Annotated in this window: 20 protein-coding genes and 2 tRNA genes; 2 read left to right on the forward strand and 20 right to left on the reverse strand. The window is 69.8% G+C overall.

Annotation, left to right across the window (positions count from 1 at the left end):
- Positions 1-20: 20 nt before the first annotated feature.
- The 4 genes from AC07XP_RS06425 to AC07XP_RS06440 all read right to left on the reverse strand — a co-directional run bounded on the left by AC07XP_RS06425 (position 21) and on the right by AC07XP_RS06440 (position 1167).
- Positions 21-584, reverse strand: a complete 564-nt coding sequence (locus AC07XP_RS06425) for an HNH endonuclease (protein ID WP_062473294.1) — start codon at positions 582-584, stop codon at positions 21-23.
- A gap of 43 nt (positions 585-627) precedes the next feature.
- Positions 628-701: transfer RNA gene (locus tag AC07XP_RS06430), tRNA-His, on the reverse strand.
- Positions 702-736: 35 nt separating this feature from the next.
- Complete coding sequence (locus AC07XP_RS06435; RefSeq protein ID WP_495264142.1) at positions 737-949, reverse strand: short-chain dehydrogenase; 213 nt, start codon at positions 947-949, stop codon at positions 737-739.
- A 141-nt stretch (positions 950-1090) separates the two neighbouring features.
- Positions 1091-1167 (reverse strand) — tRNA-Pro (locus AC07XP_RS06440).
- Between the two features lie 284 nt (positions 1168-1451).
- On the opposite strand from AC07XP_RS06440, the gene AC07XP_RS06445 reads away from it, so the two are divergent.
- Both AC07XP_RS06445 and AC07XP_RS06450 read left to right on the forward strand, forming a co-directional pair.
- On the forward strand, positions 1452-1781 hold the full coding sequence (locus AC07XP_RS06445; protein ID WP_307694730.1) for a hypothetical protein: 330 nt from the start codon (positions 1452-1454) through the stop codon (positions 1779-1781).
- 3 nt (positions 1782-1784) lie between these two features.
- Entirely contained in the window at positions 1785-2201 is a 417-nt protein-coding gene (locus AC07XP_RS06450; RefSeq protein WP_495264143.1) for a hypothetical protein, read from the forward strand.
- A 6-nt stretch (positions 2202-2207) separates the two neighbouring features.
- Here AC07XP_RS06450 and AC07XP_RS06455 read toward each other — a convergent pair whose 3' ends face one another.
- From AC07XP_RS06455 to AC07XP_RS06530, 16 genes are read right to left on the reverse strand one after another with little or no spacing between them, the layout of a single operon-like run.
- Complete coding sequence (locus AC07XP_RS06455) at positions 2208-2675, reverse strand: acyl-CoA thioesterase (protein WP_495264144.1); 468 nt, start codon at positions 2673-2675, stop codon at positions 2208-2210.
- The gene (locus AC07XP_RS06460) at positions 2672-3205 is read right to left on the reverse strand and encodes a MarR family winged helix-turn-helix transcriptional regulator (RefSeq protein WP_062473285.1); all 534 of its coding nucleotides are present in this window, start codon (positions 3203-3205) and stop codon (positions 2672-2674) included. Before AC07XP_RS06460 ends, AC07XP_RS06455 begins: the two co-directional genes overlap by 4 nt.
- Positions 3202-3978, reverse strand: a complete 777-nt coding sequence (locus tag AC07XP_RS06465; protein WP_070062353.1) for an SDR family NAD(P)-dependent oxidoreductase — start codon at positions 3976-3978, stop codon at positions 3202-3204. Before AC07XP_RS06465 ends, AC07XP_RS06460 begins: the two co-directional genes overlap by 4 nt.
- 53 nt (positions 3979-4031) lie before the next feature.
- Complete coding sequence (locus AC07XP_RS06470; protein WP_495264145.1) at positions 4032-4781, reverse strand: SDR family NAD(P)-dependent oxidoreductase; 750 nt, start codon at positions 4779-4781, stop codon at positions 4032-4034.
- Between the two features lie 5 nt (positions 4782-4786).
- Positions 4787-6373: an ATP-dependent acyl-CoA ligase gene (locus tag AC07XP_RS06475; RefSeq protein WP_495264146.1), complete on the reverse strand. Its 1587-nt coding sequence runs from the start codon at positions 6371-6373 to the stop codon at positions 4787-4789.
- Positions 6363-7094 (reverse strand): ABC transporter ATP-binding protein, encoded by a 732-nt coding sequence (locus AC07XP_RS06480; RefSeq protein ID WP_495264147.1) that lies wholly within the window; start codon positions 7092-7094, stop codon positions 6363-6365. Before AC07XP_RS06480 ends, AC07XP_RS06475 begins: the two co-directional genes overlap by 11 nt.
- Positions 7091-8878 (reverse strand): branched-chain amino acid ABC transporter ATP-binding protein/permease, encoded by a 1788-nt coding sequence (locus tag AC07XP_RS06485; protein ID WP_495264148.1) that lies wholly within the window; start codon positions 8876-8878, stop codon positions 7091-7093. The genes AC07XP_RS06480 and AC07XP_RS06485 overlap by 4 nt, the downstream gene beginning before the upstream one ends.
- Positions 8875-9930 (reverse strand): branched-chain amino acid ABC transporter permease, encoded by a 1056-nt coding sequence (locus AC07XP_RS06490; RefSeq protein ID WP_070062349.1) that lies wholly within the window; start codon positions 9928-9930, stop codon positions 8875-8877. The genes AC07XP_RS06485 and AC07XP_RS06490 overlap by 4 nt, the downstream gene beginning before the upstream one ends.
- A gap of 55 nt (positions 9931-9985) precedes the next feature.
- Complete coding sequence (locus tag AC07XP_RS06495; RefSeq protein WP_095746374.1) at positions 9986-11149, reverse strand: ABC transporter substrate-binding protein; 1164 nt, start codon at positions 11147-11149, stop codon at positions 9986-9988.
- A 39-nt stretch (positions 11150-11188) separates the two neighbouring features.
- Entirely contained in the window at positions 11189-11653 is a 465-nt protein-coding gene (locus tag AC07XP_RS06500) for an aromatic-ring-hydroxylating dioxygenase subunit beta (RefSeq protein WP_495264149.1), read from the reverse strand.
- Positions 11650-12969 carry an aromatic ring-hydroxylating dioxygenase subunit alpha gene (locus AC07XP_RS06505; protein WP_495264150.1) on the reverse strand — a complete coding sequence of 440 codons (1320 nt, stop codon included), beginning with the start codon at positions 12967-12969 and terminating at the stop codon, positions 11650-11652. The genes AC07XP_RS06500 and AC07XP_RS06505 overlap by 4 nt, the downstream gene beginning before the upstream one ends.
- A 26-nt stretch (positions 12970-12995) precedes the next feature.
- The gene (locus AC07XP_RS06510; protein ID WP_062474995.1) at positions 12996-14138 is read right to left on the reverse strand and encodes an ABC transporter substrate-binding protein; all 1143 of its coding nucleotides are present in this window, start codon (positions 14136-14138) and stop codon (positions 12996-12998) included.
- Between the two features lie 43 nt (positions 14139-14181).
- Positions 14182-16638: a penicillin acylase family protein gene (locus tag AC07XP_RS06515; RefSeq protein WP_495264151.1), complete on the reverse strand. Its 2457-nt coding sequence runs from the start codon at positions 16636-16638 to the stop codon at positions 14182-14184.
- A 37-nt stretch (positions 16639-16675) separates the two neighbouring features.
- Complete coding sequence (locus tag AC07XP_RS06520) at positions 16676-17842, reverse strand: ABC transporter substrate-binding protein (protein ID WP_495264152.1); 1167 nt, start codon at positions 17840-17842, stop codon at positions 16676-16678.
- 57 nt (positions 17843-17899) lie between these two features.
- Positions 17900-18634, reverse strand: a complete 735-nt coding sequence (locus AC07XP_RS06525) for an SDR family oxidoreductase (protein WP_095746378.1) — start codon at positions 18632-18634, stop codon at positions 17900-17902.
- Positions 18631-19446, reverse strand: coding sequence for a cyclase family protein (locus AC07XP_RS06530; protein WP_056571816.1), 816 nt, complete (start codon positions 19444-19446; stop codon positions 18631-18633). The genes AC07XP_RS06525 and AC07XP_RS06530 overlap by 4 nt, the downstream gene beginning before the upstream one ends.
- Between the last annotated feature and the right edge of the window lie 2 nt (positions 19447-19448).

The following is a 19448-nucleotide window of genomic DNA, read 5'->3' on the forward strand; positions in this document are numbered from 1 at the left end:
TTCTCTTTGTGCGCGCGGCGCTACTGCAGCCGCGAGCCGCGCGGCAGGCGCTTTGCCAGCCACTCGTGCACGTCCGCGCGGATGTTGCGGCCTTCGAGCAGGAAGTTCTCGAAGCGGCTCGGCACGTACGGCAGGTAGACCAGCGGCATGCCGGCTTCTTCGGGCGTGCGCGCGGCCTTGCGGTTGTTGCAGACGGCGCAGGCGCTCACGAGGTTGGTCCAGCTCCACGGGCCGCCGCGCGACTCGGGCATGACGTGTTCGCACTGCAGGTCGCGGTCGGCGAACACCTGCGCGCAGTAGGCACAGGTGTGGCGGTCGCGGCGCAGCAGCTTGGCCTTGGTCACGCCGGGCACGACGTCGAAGAGGTTGATCTTCGACGCACCGCGCAGCGCGATGATGGGCGCGACGTCGATGCGCGACTGCACACCGCGCGCCACGTTGAAGCCGCCACGCAGCGTGGCCAGCGGCAGCGCGCCGTCTTCCCAGGCCACGTTGCCGGTGGCGTAGTGCAACACCGCCTGCTCCAGCGAGATCCAGGCTTGCGGCGTGCCCTGAATATCGAGTTGCAGGACGTGTGAATGCATGACGAATCGCCTCCCTTCGCGGCGATGGCTGGTGGTGAACGGATGGGGTGCACGAACGGAATCGAACCGTTGTCAGCGGGACCACAACCCGCGGCTCTGCCATTGAGCTACACGCACCATTGAAGAAACAGAAGACGAGCAGTGCTGAACTGCTACCACTCGCCCGACGCGCGCACGCGCTGGTCGAGGTCGAGGCTGTCGAGCGACGCCTCGCTGCCGCCCGGCAATGCCGACGCGCGATCAGCCACGTAGCGCGGCCCGAACCCCACGCCGAAGCGCTGGGCCAGCGACCACACCATGTGCCTGCGCGGCAGCGGCGCCGGGTGCACGGCGATCATCCGGATCGGTGAGTTGCGCTTGCGCATGAGGGCCTCCTGGGTGGGTAACGAAAAAAGAAAGTAATGACTTGAAAAATGTCCGGTGACGGGTTCCGGCGCCGCCCTATCTTTGCGGCCGGTTTCCGCGGGGCGGGCCACGCGTTGGCATGGCCCGGTCCCGCTCGGGTGTGGTCCGTGTGGCAGGAGTTGAACCTGCGACCCTCTGGTCCCAAACCAGATGCGCTACCAGGCTGCGCCACACACGGAAGAAAAACAAACAAAGCCTGCCGCGCTTCCATTTCGGTTGTGCCCTCACGCGACGGGCCGCGCGCTGGGCGCGGCCCCGTCGAACGTCGCTGCACAGGAGTGATCAACTCATGCACATCCCGCCAGACCGTCGACGCGGCAATTTCTGGCGGTGGGGTGAAGGCACACCCGAAATGGAAAGCGGCAAAAACAAAAAGGCCCGGAACCTTGCGGTGTCCGGGCCTCTTTGCGAGAGAGCTTGAGAGATGCGCGCCTACGCGCGACCTCCACCCGGGGGCACCTGATGAGCCTCGAACTGACCACCCACGCGCAGACGGGCTGCGGCTTTGGCGGCGTACGCGGTGTTCAGGTGCGAAGACAACGACAGGGGCGACGGCATGTCGAAACCATGGCAGAACCCGACGCGCACGAGCGGTCGGCCCGAGGCGGGTCGATGGCTGGTGAGGGTCAGTGCGGTGTTCACGATGGTTCCTGGTCAAAAATTGCCGCTGTCGGCTGTAAGGGGTTGGAAAAAAGGGACGGCTGGTGCCGTGAATTGGAGGCAACTGTAAAGAGTGTTTACGGCGACGTCAACAACCGGGACAATCTTTTCTTGTCTTGTTGTTGTTTTTGAACAGTGCCCCATACCACCGTCGCGCGCCGCCGCAATGCGCTTGTGCTGCATCGCCGCTTTCTCGAGGACGCCGTCGCGGCGGGCCTGCCCGCCAAGGGGCTTGACCAGGCGTTCGCACGCAAGCTCGAAATCTCTCCGAGCATGTGGAGCCAGATCAAGAGTGCGCGGCCCATCGGCGACAAGCTCGCACGGCAGATCGAGCGGCATTGCGACGTGGCCGCCGGCTGGCTCGACAAAGACAACACACCGCCTTCTGAAGCACCGCCCGATGCGGCGGAAGAACGCTTCGTGGCCGCCGCGCGTGAGGCGTGGCGCCAGGCCAATGCGAAGGGAAAGCGGGAACTCAGCGGCTGGCTGAAGAAGCACGCGCAGGAGAAGAAGGCGCTCGAGCCTGCCGACGGCGCTGCGCCGGCGCCCTAGCCTTGCTCAGGCCTTGCCAGCAGGCTCGGCAGCAGCCAACGCCGGCGCATCGCGCAGGATGGCCGCGCGCATGTCGTCGGGCACGGCGATGGCACGGTGGGTGTCGAGCGAGGTCGTCACCAGCACCTGCCGCACCTGCATGCGCACCTCGCCCGTGGTGGGCTCGAAGCAGCGCAATGACAGCGTGATCGAGCGCGAGCCCAGCTGCGCCACCGACAGGCCGAGCATCACGCGGTCGCCCATGCGGCTCACGGCGCGAAAGTCGGCGTCGAGCTTCACGGTCGGCAGGCCGACGCGGCGCTCGCCGATCAGTGCGTGGTAGCCCACGCCGAGCCCCTCGCTCACCCAGTCTTCGACCAGGCCGTTGAGCATCACGAAGTACTGCGGATAGAAGACGATGCCCGCCGGGTCGCAGTCGGAAAAACGAATCAGGCGCGGGCGCTGGAACTCCACACCACCGCCCTCGCCGCTCATGCGCGGTCCTCGACCGCGCCGTCGCCGCGCATCACGTGCACGCGCAGCAGCCCGAGCTGGTTGTGCATCTGCTTGACGGTCTTCATGTCCAGGCCCGAGAACATCTCGAGGATCCACTGCTCGTGCTCGGTGGCCATGGCTTCGAAGGCGTTGCGGCCTTCGGGCGTGAGGCTCACGATCCAGGCGCGGCGGTCGTCGGGACTGGGCGCGCGCGCCACCATGCCTTCGCGCTCGAGTTCGTCGGTCAGGCCGGTGACGTTGCCGCCGGTCACCATCAGGTAGCGCGAGAGCACGCGCATCTTCAGGCCGTCTTCGTAGCGGTACAGCTGCGCCATGTAGTCGAAGCGCGCCAGCGAGATGCCGAAGCGCTCGCGCAGCCGGCGCCGGATCTCGGCCTCGATCTGCGTGGTGCTCGCGAGCATGCGCAGCCACAGCTTGAGCATGGCGTGGTCTTCATGGCCGGCGCGGGCTTCGTGGCCGAGTTCTTCGGCGTCGCTCAGCACGGCGTGGGAGGCATCGTTGCGACTCATGTGACTTCTCCTCCGGAAACGGAGATCGACTGGCCCGTGACCGACGCGGCGCCCTCGCCGCACAGCCAGCGCACGGCGTCGGCCACTTCGGCGGGCTGCACGATGCGCTTTTGCGGGTTCACGCTGGAGAACTCGGCCAGCGCATCGGCTTCGCTGCGGCCGGTCTTGCCGACCACGTTGGCGACGCTGTTGCGCAGGATGTCGGTGTCGGTGTAGCCCGGGCACACGGCGTTCACGGTGATGCCCTTGCGCGCCACTTCGAGCGCCAGCGCGCGCGTGAGGCCGATCACGCCGTGCTTGGCCGCGGTGTAGGCCGACACGTAGGCGTAGCCCTTCTGGCCCGCCGTGCTGGCGATGTTGACGATGCGGCCCCAGCCGGCGTCGAGCATGTCGGGCAGCGCGGCCTGCGCACACAGGAAGCTGCCGGTGAGGTTGACCGACAGCATGCGCTGCCACAGCTCGACCGAGGTCTTCAGGAACGGCGCGCTCTCGGCGGCGCCCGCGTTGTTGACCAGCACGGTCACCGCCCCGCGCTCGGCCCGCGCCTGCGCGAAGGCCGACTGCACGGCCTGCGGGTCGGCCACGTCGGCCGCCACCACGCCGTGGCCGCTGCCCGCCAGGGTCTCGGCCACGCGCTGCAGGGCCTGCGCATCGCGGCCCAGCAAGGTCAGCACAGCGCCCTGGGCGGCAAGGGTGCGGGCGATCTCTGCGCCAATGCCGCGAGCGGCGCCGGTGACGAGGGCATGACGGCCAGTGAGCGAATTTGTGTGCATACCTGAATGGTTTAGTTCTGAATCATTTTAGCCGCTTGCGCACCAGCAGGGTGCTACCGCATGAAACGGCCGCCGTTGAGGTCGAGCGTCGCCCCGGTCATGAAGGCCGCGGCCGGCGAGGCCAGGTAGACGACGGCGGCAGCCACCTCGTCGGCCAGGCCGAAGCGGCCGAGCGGGATGCCGGCCTTCAGCGCCTGCTGCCGCTCGGGTGGCAGCGCGGCAAGCGCGGGGCTGTCGATGGCGGCGGGCGCCAGCGCGTTCACGGTCACGCCGTGCGGTGCCAGTTCCTGTGCAAAGGCACGCGTCAGCGCCAGCAGGCCGGCCTTGCTGGCCGCGTAGTGCACGCCGGTGGCACTGCTGACCTGCTGCCCAGCCAGCGAGGCCAGGTTGACGATGCGGCCCGCGCCGCGTTCGCGCATGTGCCTTCCGGCGATGCGGCAGCCGAAGAAGCTGCCGCGCAGGTTGATGGCGAGCACGTCGTCCCACTCGGCGGGCGTGATGTCCCACAGCGAGGTGGTCGGCGTGCGCGCCGCGTTGTTGACCAGGATGTCGACCGCGCCGAAGTGCGCCACGGCCTGTGCGAAACGGTCGCCGAAGGCCTGCTCGTCGCGCACGTCGAGCGGCAATGCGAGGCCGTTCACTTCGGCGGCAACGACCTGTGCATTGGCTTGATCGATGTCGGCCACCGCCACGCGCGCACCGGCCTGCGCCAACCCGCGCGCGATGGCCGCACCCAGCCCCTGCCCCGCGCCGGTCACGAAGGCCACGCGGCCTGCCAGCGGAAGCGCGGTGGCGTGCGTCATGCCACTCAGGCCTTCGCGGGCCGACCGTCCCAGGTCTGCGGCCCCACGCCGCGCTCGCGCAGCTTGAACTTCTGCACCTTGCCGTTCTCGGTGCGCGGCAGGTCGGGCAAGAGGTCGATGTAGCGCGGCACGGCGAAGTACGGCAGCCGGCCTTCGCAGAAGCGCGCCAGCTCGGCCGGGTCGATGGCCACGCCCTCGCGCGCCACCAGCGCGGCCATCACCTCGTCTTCGGCCAGCTCGGAGCGCACGGGGTACACCGCGCACGAGGCCACGCCGGGGTGGCTCAGCAGCACCTGCTCGACCTCGAAGGACGAGATGTTCTCGCCGCGCCGGCGGATCGCGTCCTTGATGCGGTCGACAAAGCGGAACGCGCCGTCGGCATCGCGCACCACGCGGTCGCCGGTGTGGAACCACAGGTTGCGCCAAGCCTCGACGGTCTTCTCGGGCATGTGGAAGTAGCCGCTGGCAAAGGCATAGGGCTCGTCCGCACGCAGCAGCAGTTCGCCGGCCTCGCCGGGCGGCAGCGGCACGTCGTCTTCGTCGGCCACGCAGGCCTGGAAGCCGGGGCGCAGCCAGCCCATGACGCCGCCGCGCGGCGAATCGGGCGCGGTGGCAATCGCAAAGTTGGTTTCGGTCGAGCCGTAGCCTTCGAGCAGCGCCACGCCCGTGCGCGCCTGGAAGGCCTGCCCTGCCGCCGCAGGCACGCCGGGCCCGAGGCCGGTGCGCACGCGATGGTTGCGCTCGCCCTCGCCTTCGGGCTGGGCCAGCAGGATCGGCACCATCGCGCCGAGCAGGTAGACCACGGTCGCGCCGTTGGCGCGCATCGCCGGCCAGAAGCCCGAGGCGGAGAAGCGCGACTCGAACACCACCTCGGCCCCGGTGAGCGCGGCCTGCGCGAAGGTGTTGAGCGCGTTGATGTGAAACAGCGGCAGCGTGGTGCACAGCACGTCGTCGCGGCCCACGCCCAGCACCTCGGCGCTGTTCACGCCCCACCAGAAGTACTGCGCCTGCGGGCAGATCACGCCCTTGGCCGGGCCCGTGGTGCCCGAGGTGTAGAGGATGGCGAGCGGGTCGCCCGGCTGCACCGCAGCGGGCGGCAGCGCCTGCGCGCCCGGCGGGTAGGCCGACACGCGCACGCCGGCGGGCGGCGTCCACGGTGCTTCGGCCTCGCCGACCACCCACACCTCGCGCAGCGCCGTGCGGGCCAGGTCGGCCGTGGCCAGCCGATCGAGAAAGCCCGCCTCGATCACCAGCAGCTTCGCCTCGCTGTTCGCGAGGAAGTACTCGATCTGCGGCCCCATCGACGCGGTGTTGACCGGCACGACCGACGCACCGAGCCAGCCCGCGCCGAGGAAGGTGTCGAGGAACTCGATGCGGTTGCCGCACATCACGGCGATGCGGTCGCCGCGCGCCACGCCATGCTGAGCCAATGCACCGGCGCGCGTGGCCGCCGCATCGGCCGCATCGGCGTGCGTCCATTGCCGGCCCGCGATGCGCAGCAGCGGGCGGCGGCCGAACAGCGCCGCCTGCCGCTGCAGCATGGCGGGCAGCGTGCGCTGCGCTGGCGGCACCGCGCGCGGGTCACTCGTCATCGTGCGTGCCTCCGCCGAGGTAGGTGGCCTGCACGCGCGGGTCGCTGGCGAGGTCACCGGAAGCACCCGACAGCGCGATCTCGCCCGTCTCCAGCACATAGCCTTCGTCGGAGCTTTCGAGCGCGGCGCGTGCGTTCTGCTCCACCAGCAGGATCGACACGCCGTCGTCGCGCAGCTTGCGCACGATGGTGAGGATGTCGCGCACGATCAGCGGCGCCAGGCCCAGGCTGGGCTCGTCGAGCATCAAGAGGCGCGGCGCCGACATGAGTGCGCGGCCCACCGCCAGCATCTGCCGCTCGCCGCCCGAGAGCGTGTCGGCGCGTTGCGTGCGTCGCTCCGCCAGGCGCGGGAAGCGGTCGTACACCGACTGCAGCTGCCGCTTCATCGCGTCGCCGCGCAGCCGCTTGGCGTAGGCGCCCAGCTGCAGGTTGTCGAGCACGGTGAGTTCGCCGAACAGTTCGCGCCGCTCGGGCACGAGGCACAGCCCGCGCTCCACGCGCGACTCCACATCGAGCCCCTGCAGGTCTTCACCTTCGAAGCGCAGCGTTCCCTTGCACGGCAGCAGGCCCATGGCCGCGGCCAGCAGCGTGGTCTTGCCCGCGCCGTTGGGCCCGATCACCGAGATGATCTGGCCCCGCTGCACGTCGAGCGACACGCCGCGCACGGCCTCGACCTGCCCGTACGAGACATGCAGGTCGCCAATCTCCAGCATCGCGGTCATACAACGCTCCCCAGATAAGCCGCCTGCACACGCTCGTCGGCGCGCACCGCCGACGGCACGCCCTCCACGAGCTTGGAGCCGAAGTTCATCACCACCAAACGGTCCACCAGTTTCATCACGAAGTCCATGTCGTGTTCGACGATCAGGATGGTCACGCCCTCCTCGCGCAGCTTGCGCAGCAGGTCACCGAGTGCCATCTTTTCCTTGCGACGCAGGCCGGCCGCGGGCTCGTCGAGCACCAGCAGCACAGGGTCGGCGGCCAGCGCGCGCGCGATCTCCAGGATGCGCTGCGTGCCCAGCGGCAGGCTGCCCGCGAGCTCGTGCGCGCGGTCGCCCAGGCCGATGCGGTCGAGCTGGCGCTGCGCCTCCTGCAGGATCTGGCTTTCTTCCGTGCGGTCCAGCCGCAGGCCCGCCTTCAGGATGCCCGAGCGCGTGCGCGAGTGCGCGCCCAGCGCCACGTTGTCCAGCAGGCTCATGTGCGGGCGCAGCTTCACGTGCTGGAAGGTGCGCGCCAGCCCGAGCCGCGCCACCGCGCGCTGCGGCATGCCGGCGATGTCGTGTTCGAGAAAGCGCACCTGGCCCGCGCTCATCGGCAGCGTGCAGGTCAGCAGGTTGAACATGGTCGACTTGCCCGCGCCGTTGGGCCCGATGAGGCCGATGATCTCGCCCGCCTTGACGTCGAAGCTCACGTCGTTCACCGCCACCAGCCCGCCGAAGCGTTTCACGGCGCCGTTGACCGACAGCACCTGCGTGCCGCGCGCCGGCAGCTGCCGGTGCGGCAGCGGCTCGACCGGCGCACCGGTGTAGCGCGAGGCGCCCTGCGGCGCGACGCGCCGGCGCGTCCAGCGCCGCAGCAAACCCATCACGCCGCCGCGCGCAAAGTGCAGCAGCAGGATGAACAGCGCCGCGAAGGCCACGGCCTCCAGCTGGCCGGCGCGCTGCGTGAGCATCGGCAGCACGTCCTGCAGGCCGTTCTTCAGCACCAGCACCAGCGCCGCGCCCACCAGCGCGCCCGCCAGCTGCCCGAGCCCGCCGGCCACGGCCATCAGCAGGTACTCGATGCTCATGCGCACGTCGAAGGGCGACGGGCTCACGAAGCGGTTCATGTGCGCATAGAGCCAGCCCGCCAGCCCCGCGAACAGCGCGGCCGTGACGAACAGCGACAGCCGCACGCGGTAGGCATCCGCCCCCACGCTGGCCAGCAGCGTGGCGCCGCCGCGCAGCCCGCGAATCGCGCGGCCGGGGCGCGACTGCAGCAGGTTGTGGCTGAACAGGCAGGCCAGCCCGACCACCACCCAGATCAGGTAGTACATCGCGCGCGGATCGGCCAGCGACCAGCCGCCGATCTGCAGCGCCGGGATGTTCGACAGGCCCGTGTGGCGCCCGAGCGCATCGACGTTGCCGAACAGCATCGCGATCGACAGCCCCCAGGCGATGGTGCTCAGCGGCAGGAAGTGCCCGCCCAGGCGCAGCGTGAGCATGCCGATGGCCAGCGCCGACAGCCCCGTGAGCAGCAGCGCGAACAAGAGCCCCAGCCACGGCGACAGGCCCTGCGCGGTCGTGAGCCACGCCGTGGCATAGGCCGCGATGCCCACGAAGGCCGCCTGGCCGAACGAGGTGGCGCCGCCCACGCCGGTGAGCAGCACGAGGCCCAGCGCCACCAGCGCGCCTATGCCGATGTCGTTGAGCAGCGAAACCGTGAAGCTGCCCGCCACGGCTGGCACCAGGGCCAGCACGACGATCACCGCCGCGATCCACGCCATGCGTTTGGTGTTGCCGTTCATTGGTCCACCTCGTCTTCTTCCTCTTCCGAATGGGCCGCCATGAAGGAGCGCAGCATGAGCACCGGTATCAGCAGGCTGAACACGATCACGTCTTTCAGCGCGCCGCTCCAGAACGACGCGAAACTCTCGACCACGCCGACCGCCAGCGCGCCGATGGCCGTCATCGGGTAGCTCACGAGCCCGCCGATGATCGCGGCCACGAAGGCCTTCAGGCCGATGATGAAACCCGAGTCGTAGTACATGGTGGTCACCGGCGCGATCAGCACGCCGATGAGCCCCGCCAGCAGCGAGGCGCAGCCGTAGGCCAGCAGCGCCGTGCGCACCGGCCGGATGCCGACCAGCCGCGCGCCCACGCGGTTCACGGCCGTGGCGCGCAGCGCCTTGCCGGCCACCGTGCGCTCGAACACCAGGAAGAACAGCCCGCTCAGCACCACGGCCGCCCCCACCATCAGCACCACCTGGCCGCTGACCGTGAAGCCGTCGCCCAGCGTGAACACCGCGCTCGTGAGCGGCGTGGTGCGCGAGCCCTCGGGCCCGAAGAACAGCAGGCCCAGGCCTGACAGAAGGAAGTGCAGCGCCAGCGACACGATCAGCAGCACCAGCACCGAGGCGTCGGCGATCGGCTGGAACACCACACGCGCCAGCAGCGGCGCGATGGGCACCACCAGCAGCACGGCCACCGCGATGTGCACCGCCACTGGCACGCCGGGCCGCGCCGCCAGCCAGGCGAGCACGCACGGAATGGCGGGCAGCACGCCCCACATCAGCACCGCCTTGGGTATGCGCGCGGCCTCGCCGCGCCGCAGCAGGCTGCCGATTTCGGTGGCCAGCGCCAGCGCGGCCAGCACCGCAACCATGCCGATGGTCGGCGGCACGCGGCCGGTTTCGAAGGCCGCCAGCGACAGCGCGGCAAAGGCCGCGATGTCGCCGAACGGCACGAACACCACCCGCGTGACCGAGAAGATCAGCACCAGCCCGAGCCCGGCCAGCAGATAGACGGCACCGTTGGCCAGGCCGTCGGTGACGAGGATCAATGCCACGTCCCAGTTCATAGAAAAACCTCTGTCGGAGTCATCGTTGTCGTTGTCGTGAAGAAAAACGGGAGATTCAAGGGGCGAGCTTCCATTGGCCGTTGTCGAGCTTGACGATCACGCGCGCGCGCTCGTCCACGCCGTACAGGCTGCCGGGCTTGAAGGTGTAGACGCCGTGCGTGCCGACCACTTCCTTGGTGCTGAAGATGGCGTCGCGCAGCGCCACGCGGAACTCGGGCGTGCCCGGCTCGGCCTTCTTCATGGCGCGCGAAGCGGCATCGACGAACACCAGCCAGCCGTCGAACGAGTAGGCCGAGAAGGCGTCGCTGGTGGGCGCGTTGTTGACCTTCTGGAACACGGCGCGGAAGTCGGTCGCGATCTTCTTGGTCGGGTAGTCGGCCGGCAGCTGCTCGGCGACGATCACCGGGCCCGTGGGCATGAGCGCGTTCTGGCCGGCCGCACCGACCACGCGCACGAAGTCGGGGTTGATCAGGCCGTGCTGGCCGTACACGCCGCCCTTGAAGCCGCGCTCCTGCAGCGCCAGGAACGGCAGCGCGCCCGGCGTGCCGGCGCCGCCGGTCATCACCGCGTCGGGGCGCAGCGCCACGATCTTCAGCACCTGGCCGGTCACCGAGGCGTCGGCGCGTGCGTAGCGCTCGTTGCTCACCACCTTGATGCCGGCGCCCGGCGCGGCCTTCATGAGGGCCTCGTACACCAGGTCGCCCCAGGCGTCGGAAAAGCCGATGTAGCCCACGGTCTTGACGTTGTTGCGCTTCATGCGCTCGACCACCGCGTCGATCATGAGCTGCGTGGGCTGCGCCACCGTCATGACCCACGGGTTCTCGTTGGGGTCGAGCAGGATGGGCGTGAGGCCGATCATGGGCGTCTTCGCCTCCTTGCCCACCTGTGCCATCGCGATGGCCGACGGCACGCCCGAGGTGCCCATGAGCACGTCGACCTTCTCGTCCTCGATGAGCTTGCGCGCGTTGCGCCCGGCCGTGGTCGGGTCGGAGCCGTCGTCGAGCACCACGAGCTGGATCTTGCGGCCGTTGACCTCGCCCTTGTAGGCCAGCGCGGCCTGCATGCCCTTGGCATACGGCACGCCCAGCGAGGAGTTGGGCCCCGACAGTGACACGCTGAGTCCGACCTTGAGGTCGGCCGCCAGTGCGCTCGCCACACCACAGGCGGTCAGCGCTGCGGCGAGGGCACCGCGCGTCAAGGTCTGCATCAGGTTCTTCATGTCGTAGCTCCAGTGAGGAAGGATGGAAGGAACAGAAACTCAGATGAACAACTGGATCGCGGGCAACGCGCGCGTGGCGTTGAGCAGGTCGATGCGCTTCTCGCGGATGGACCAGCCCGTGGGGGTGTGAATGAGGTGGTGGCGGGCGGTGCCGCTCAGCAGGATCTGGTCGTCGCCGCGCGCCTCGATGTAGAGAAAAGGCGTGCGCAGGCGCACGTCGTCGGCGCCCTCTTCCTCGATGCGCGAGGGCTGCAGCACATGCTGGCTGTGGCTGGCCGGGTGCTGCGAATGCGCGCGCGGGTTCTTCAGGCGCTCCACGCGCAGCTGCAGCAGCAGCCGGTCTTCATAGGCCAGCGAGTTGTGCGAGAACGGATCGGCCTGCGCCGCGCCGAGCAGCGGCACCCAGTAGTGGCCGTCGTCGGCGAACAGGGCCAGCCAGTCGTCGAAGCGGCGCGCGTCGAGCAGGGCCGCCTCGTGGGCGATGAAGTCGCGCGGGTCGTTCATGCCGCCGCCTCCAGCGTCATGGCCCGGGCCCAGGCGCGGAACTGGTTGCGCATGAGCAGCTCGTTGGTGCCGTTGGTGGTCACCGTGGCCTGCTGCGTCTCGGCCGGGTCGTGGTTGCGGTGCAGGCTGATCCACTCGTTGCCGCCGGCACGCAAGCCCTTCTGGATGCTCTCGAACAGGTGCACGTCGTCGTGCGCCACCACCGACATGGGCGAGAACACGAGCCGGTTGTAGCTCATGGCGCGCTCGAACAAGAGCGCGGGCGCACCGGCCGCGCGGAAGCTCCAGGCCTCGATGAGCGTGCGGTCGGCCGCCAGCGGACGGATCACGCGGATGGCCTGCGGCGAGCCCTTGACCGACAGGCTCGGGTACAGCACCGAGTTCTGCGGCGAGCGCTGCAGGATGTCGGCGGCACGCTCTGCGCCGTGCGCGGCCTGCATCGCGGCCTCGTACTCGGGCAGCTGCGCGTAGTTGGAGTGGATGCTGAAGTTCACGCCCAGCACGCTGTGGCCGTTGGCGAACACGCGCCCGCCCATCTGGTCGAAGAACTCGTAGCCCGAGCCGAAGGGCAGGATCTGCTCCATCGCCATCGGCTTGGGGTCGGAGGGCGCATGCCCTTCCCACAGCGCCTCGGCCGCCTTGGTGGCCGACTCGTGCGTCGACATCGGGTGCACCGTGTCGTTGATGTTCTCCAGGTACATCTTCCAGTTGCAATGGACGATGTTGCGCAGCACGCCACCGCCCATGGTGAGCCTGCCCTCGGGCGAGCGGTCGACCATGTTGTCGAGCGCGCCCAGCACGTCGCCGAAGTAGTCCTCGAACGAGGGACCGGTATCGGACAAGCGCACGAACACGAAGTCGCGGTACACCTTCACGTGCTTCACCACCGACAGCCCCTGCCCCGACTCGCAGGCCTTGAGCTGCGTGCCCTCGTAGCCGTTCTTCAGCGGCAGGCCCAGTGGCGCGCCGTCCAGCTTGTAGGTCCACGCGTGGTACGGACAGCGAAAGAAGCGGCCGGTGTTGCCGCTCTCGTCGGTCACCAGCTGCGTGCCCTTGTGGGCGCAGCGGTTGTACATGACATGCACCGCGCCGTCGGGCTGGCGCACCATGAGCAGCGGGCGGCCCGCGATCTCCTGCGTGACGAAATCTCCCGCCGCCGGCACCTGGCTGGCATGGCCCAGGAAGACCCAGGTGCGGGCGAACAGGCGCTCCTGCTCCAGCGCGAACAGCTCGTCGCTGAGGTACAGGTCGCGGTGCACCCGGTCGTCGCGGACCAGCGCCGCGACGAGATCGGGGCGGTTGCGGTAGGCGGTCATGGCGGTGGGCTTTGGCTAGACCGAGGTCAGGGAACGAGCTTCCACTGGCCCTTGTTCATCTGCACGATCACGACGCCGCGCTGGTCCGAGCCGTAGCGGTCGTCGGGCTTGAAGGTGTAGATGCCGTGCGTGCCCACCAGCTCCTTCGTGCCCACGATGGCATCGCGCAGCGCCGTGCGGTACTGCGGCGTGCCGGGCTCGCCCTTGGTGCGCGAGGCCGCGTCGGCGAGCAGCAGGTAGGCGTCGTAGGTGTACGACGAGAACGCATCGGTGGGCACCGCGCCGTTCGCCTTCTGGTACGCAGCGCGAAAGCCCATCGCGACCTTCTTGATGGGGTTGCTCTCGGGCAGCTGGTCGGCCACCAGCACCGGGCCGCTGGGCACCTGCAGGCCGTCGATGGCCGTGCCGCCCACGCGCACGAAGTCGGCGTTGATGAGGCCGTGCGTGCCGTAGATCTTGCCCTTGTAGCCACGCTCGGCCAGTGCCAGGTAGGGCAGCGCGCCCGGCGTGCCGGAGTTGCCCGCGAACACCGCGTCGGGCCGCGCCGCGACGATCTTCAGGATCTGCCCGGCCACCGAGGAATCGCTGCGTGCATAGCGCTCGTTGGCCACCACCTTGATGCCGGCGGTGGCGGCGCTCTTCACGAGCGAGTCGTAGGCCAGGTCGCCCAGCGCGTCCGAAAAACCGATGAAGGCGACCGTCTTCACGCCCGACTTCTGCATGCGCTCGACCACGCCCGCCACCATGAGCGGGAACGGCTGCGACACGGTGACGGTCCATGCGCCGTCCGCGCCCGGAATGGTCACGGGCGTGGGCGAGATGAGCGGCGTGTTGAGCTCGCGCGCCACCGAGGCGATGGCCATCGCGCCCGGCACGCCCGAGGTGCCGATGAGCACGTCGACCTTGTCTTCCGTCACCAGCTTGCGCGCGTTGCGCCCGGCGGTGGTCGGGTCGGAAGCGTCGTCGAGCACGATGAGCTGCACCTTGCGCCCGCCGATCTCGGGCCGCTCGGCGATGGCCGCGCGGATGCCCTTCTCGTAGGGCACGCCCAGCGCCGCGACCGGCCCCGAGAGCGAGCTGATGAAGCCGATCTTGAGGTCTGCCGCCGCCGCACCGACGGCGGTGAAGGCGGCCAGCAGCGCGAGGCCAAGGCGGGAGATTTTCTTCATGGGAGCTTCCTCTTCGGGGGTTGGAATGGGGACGAGGGACGGGTCAGTAGCGCAAGGTGCGACGCGATTCGAGGTCGGCGTCGACCTGCGCGGGCGTGAGCCGCTCCGGCTTGCATTCGAAGCGCTCGAACAGCGCCAACTGGTCGGCGTAATGGCGGTCGCGCACGCCGGCCGGGCTCACGAAGCCGCTCTGCCCCGGCGCGGCGACCGAGCACATGTCGAGCGCGCCCGGGCGCAGCACGACGCGGTAGTTGAGCGTGCCGCGGTTCATGTAGGGGCTGACCTCGGGCTCGTCGCCCGCGCCGGCCCACGGCACGCCGATGGCGTTGATGCGCGAGAAGCGGTGCCGCACCGCGGGCGTGGTCCACGCGGCCATGTCGGGCCCGAGGCGGGTGCGCAGCTCGCCCACCGCATCGGTCAGCGCCGCGCGCACCATCGTGCGCGGGTCTTGTCCGTTGAAGAAGTCGTGGCGCTGCGGCACGCCCGAGGCCGGGCCGCTCAGCGCGTTCCACAGCAGCTTGGCCACGGCCGCGGGCTGGGCGCTGCCCGGCGAACCGCGCGGCGTGAGCGTGGGGTAGCCCAGGTTGGCGTAGGTGGCGAACACGGCCGGCGGCAGGTCGTCGGCCAGCAGGCGCCGCGACATCGCACCCAGCCACGCGCGCAGCACGGTGGTGGCGCGGTTGTCGTAGACCTCGCCGCCCGGGGCGACGCGGTTCTTCAGGTCCCAGTTGGCGAGCAGGTCGGCCGCGCGGCGCGCGGGGTCGCCGGCCGGCAGGCCCTTGGCCGCGTCGACGATGAGGGGCACGAAGTAGCGCGCGTTCAGGTCGGCCAATGCCGCGCCCTGGCTCACGCGCCAGACCTCGTCGGCGCCCAGCTTGGCCGTGCCCTGCAGCTGCGCATGGATTTCGGCCACGCGGTCGACATGTGAGAAGTTCGCGCCATCCGCGCGCAGGCCTTCGGCGATCTGGTTGTTCCAGCTCGCGAGGTAGCCCTGCGCGGGGTTGTAGGCGCGCGGGTTGGCGCTGAACGGCAGGCTGCCCTGCCACTCCATGCTGCCGTCGCCGCGCGCGGGAAAGCGGATGTCCTGCGTGGCCGGGCGGCGCGGCATGCGGCCCAGGCCCACGGCGCCGATGTTGCCCGCCACGTCGGCATAGAACCAGGTGATGGACGCGGCCACACGCTCGCCCTGCGCGAGAAAGCCCGACCAGTCGCGCGCCCGTGCGGCACGCGCCCAGCCGAGCATGGTCTCGACCTCGCGGCCCTGCCAGGTGCTGCGCGCGGTGTAGGCGCGGGCGTTGTCCACGTCCCAGCTCTGCACGAAGCCGTGCACCGTGGCGTAGATGTCCACGCTCTGCGGCGCGGCGCCCTTCACGCGGATGACGTCGGTGCGCCGGGTCATCGGGCGGTAGGCACCGTCGTATTTGTATTCGTGGCGGTTGGCCGGGTTCAGTTCTTCCTGGTAGATGTCGTTGGTGTCGAGCGAGCCCACCGTCGAGCCCCAGGCGATGGTGCCGTTGGTGCCGAACAGCACCGGCAGCAGGCCGATGGGCGTGAGGCCCGTGAGGTCGTAGCCCGCGCCGTGCAGGCCGATGCCGTGCACGAACGACGGGTTGTTGAAGCCCTGCTGCGGACCGTTGTACAAAACGGCCACGCCTTCCTTGGTGCGCGAGGGGCCCAGCACCCACGCATTGCTGGCGGTCGGCATGCCTTCGGTGGCGGCCAGGCCCATGCGGGCGACCTGCGTGGCGCGGAAATCGGCCGCGGCCTGCGCGGAGACCGGCGCGAGCGCGACGTCGCCGGGCTCGGCGCTCGCCAGCCGGTTCGCGTTGCCGCGCGGCACGATGGTCGGCGCGGTCGGGTCTTCGAGCCAGCGCAGCTGCTCGTACAGCTGCAGGCCGGCGACGTCGCCGCGCGCGGCCTTGAGCTGGTTGAGCAGCGAGAGGTTGGCCACCTCGGCCGTGCCCGCGAAGAAGCGGTTGAGGATGAGGCCGATCCAGACCATGGCCACGTCGTCGGCGGTCCACGGTGCCGGCTCGAAGCCGTTGTCGATGAACTCGCGCGGCATCAACTTCGCGCGGTCGGCCAGCACGTCGCGGATGCGCGCGTTGACGCCCGCGGCGTAGCCTTCGAACATGGCGCGGTCGTCCGCGTTCAGCGCATCGATCTGGCGGCGGATCGACACCGGATCGATGTTGGAGCGCGTGGCCTTGTCGGTCGCGACGAACTCGGCCCCCAGCACCTCGGCCACGCTGCCGTTGCCCGAGCGCCGCGCCATCTCCAGCTGGTAGAGCCGGTCTTCGGCGACGGCATAGCCGAAGCCGTGGAACAGGCCGCGCGTGTCGCTGGCGTAGACGTGCGGCACGCCGTAGCGGTCGCGCTTGATGGTGACCTCGCCGCTGCCGCCCGGGGCGGTCGCGGCGCAGCCGGCCAGCAGCGCGGCGGCGAACAGCACGGTGCCGGTCGCGCGCCGGCGACGCAGGGAACGAAGCAGCGGGTGCATGGGGTGGGCGGCGTTCATCGGATCGACGCGAGGGCGTTCAGGGCACCAGCTTCCACTGGCCCTTCTCGAGCTTCACGACGACGCGCGAACGGTCGTCCGAGCCGTAGCGCTCGGTGGGCTTGAAGTTGTAGACCGAGTGCGTGCCCACCAGCTCCTTGGTGCTCACGATGGCGTCGCGCAGCGCCAGGCGGAACTGCGGCGTGCCGGGCTCGGCCTTGGTGGCCAGCGCACGCTGGGCGGCGTCCAGGTACACCAGCCATGCATCGAAGGTGTAGGCCGAGAAGGCGTCGGTCGGCGGTGCGCCGTTGGCCTTCTGGTAGGCCGCACGGAAGTCCATCGACACCTTGCGGATCGGGTTGTCAGCGGGCAGCTGCTCGGCCACGATCACCGGGCCCGTGGGGGCCAGCAGGCCTTCGACCGACGCACCGCCCACGCGCACGAAGTCGGGGTTGATGAGCGCGTGCATGCCGTAGATCTGGCCCTTGTAGCCGCGCTCCGAAAGCGCGAGATACGGCAGCGCGCCCGGCGTGCCCGAGGTGCCGGTGATCACCGCGTCGGGGCGCAGCGCCACGATCTTGAGCACCTGCCCGGTCACCGAAGCGTCGCCGCGCGCATAGCGCTCGTTCGACACGATCTTGATGCCGGCCGGCTCGGCGCTCTTTTGCAGTGCGCCGTACACCAGGTCGCCCCAGGCGTCGGAGAAGCCGATGTAGCCCACCGTCTTCACGCCCGACTTCTTCATGCGCTCGACCACCGCGCTCACCATGAGCGGCGCGGGCTGCGGCAGCGTGACCATCCACGCGCCCTCCTCGCCCGGCAGGTTGGCGTTGGCGATGGAGATCAGCGGCGTCTTGGTTTCGCGCGCCACGCCGGCAATGGCCAGCGCGCCGGGCGAACCGGCCGTGCCGATGATGACGTCGACCTTGTCCTCGTCGATCATCTTGCGTGCGTTGCGCGCGGCCGTGGTGGGGTCGGACGCGTCATCGAGCTGCACCAGCTGGATCTTGCGGCCGCCCAGGTCGGCCTTGTAGGCGAGCGCGGCCTTCATGCCCTTTTCGTACGGAATGCCCAGCGACGACACCGGCCCCGACAGCGAGGTGATGAAGCCGACCTTGAGATCGGCGGCCCACGCGCTGGCGGCGCTCAGCGCGCCGAGGCCTGCGACAACAGCCGCGAGGGTGCGAATTCGGTTCAGGACTTTCATGGCGATGCTCCAGAGGTGATGTTTTTGAACGGAACGAAACGGACGCTGAAATGAAAACTAGAGGGCGAGGCTGCCGACGCTGGTGCCGCCGCAGACATACAAGACCTGGCCGGTGACGAAGCTGTTCTCGGGCGCGGCGAAGAAACGCACGGCGCGTGCCACGTCGGCCGATTCGCCCAGGCGCTTGACGGGCACCGAGGCCGCGAGCGCGCGCTCCTTCTCGCTGCCGGCCTCGACCACGTCGTAGAACATGTCGGTGCGGATCGGGCCCGGCGCCACCACGTTCACCGTGATGCCGTCGGCCGCGAGCTCCAGCGCCCAGGTGCGCGCCATGCCCAGCATGCCGGCCTTGGTGGCCGAGTAGCTGGTGCGCGTGGCCAGGCCCAGCGCGGCGCGCGACGACAGCAGCACCACGCGGCCGAAGCGCTGCGCACGCATCGCGGGCAGCGCGCCCTGCACGAGCTGGATGGCACAGCCCAGGTGCAGGTCGACCAGCGCATCGAGGTCGTCGAGCTTCACGTCGGGCAGCAGCGCGGCGCGGATCACGCCGGCGTTGTGCACGATCGTGGTCGGTGCGAAGCGCTCGACCAGTTCGCGCACGGCCTGGCCGGTGGCGGCTCGGTCGGCCAGGTCGACCTCGAGGCTGTGCATCTTCGGGTGATCGATCTCGGCCTTGCGGCGCGCGAGCGAGATCACTTCGTAGCCTTGCGCGAGCAGGTCTTCGCAGATGGCCTTGCCGATGCCGGCGCTGCCGCCGGTAACGGCCGCGACCCTGGGGGCGGCGGCGCTCATGCCGTGGCTCCCACCAGGGCCAGCACGCGCAGCGGGCTGCCGCTGCCCTTCTCGATCTTCAGCGGCGGGCAGATCAGCACCGCGCCCGACGGCGGCAGCAGATCGAGGTTGCTCAGGCACTGCAGGCCGTAGCGGCCCGCGCCGTGCATGTAGTAGTGGCAGGGGTAGGGCGGACGCAGGTGGTAGCCCTGCCCGGCGTCGGTGCCGATGGCTTCGGAGCCGAAGCCCAGCACGTCGCGCTGCTCGACCAGGAAGCGAACGGCCTCGGTGCTCGGGCCGGGCGTGTGCTGGCCGGTCTCGTCGAAGTTCTGGTAGGCCTCGGGGTCGGTGCGCTTGGACCAGTCGGTGCGCATGAGCACCCACGCGCCCTTGGGAATGCGGCCGTGCGCGGCCTCGTAGGCTTCGATGTCCTCGAGCGTCAGCAGGTAGTCGGGGTCGTCCTTCACCTGCGGCGAGCAGTCGATCACGCAGGCCGGCGCCACGAAGTGCTGCACGGGGATGGTGTCGACCGAGTTGTTCGGCAGGTCGCGGCCCGAGATCCAGTGGATCGGCGCGTCGAAGTGCGTGCCGGTGTGCTCGCCGCAGGAGAAGTTGTTCCAGTACCAGCCCGGGCCGCGCTCGTCGTACTTCGACACTTCCTCGATGCGGAAGGGCCAGCACTGGCCCATCTCGGGTGGCAGCGCGATCTGCGGAAACTCGGGCGTGAGCGTCTGCGTGAGGTCGATCACGCGGATGCGGCCGCTGGCCATGGCGGTCACGAGGCTGCCGAGGACTTCGGCGGCGGACATCAGTTCGTTGGTGGTCGTGGTCATCG

The organism is Variovorax sp. GW531-E2 (genome assembly GCF_059423125.1).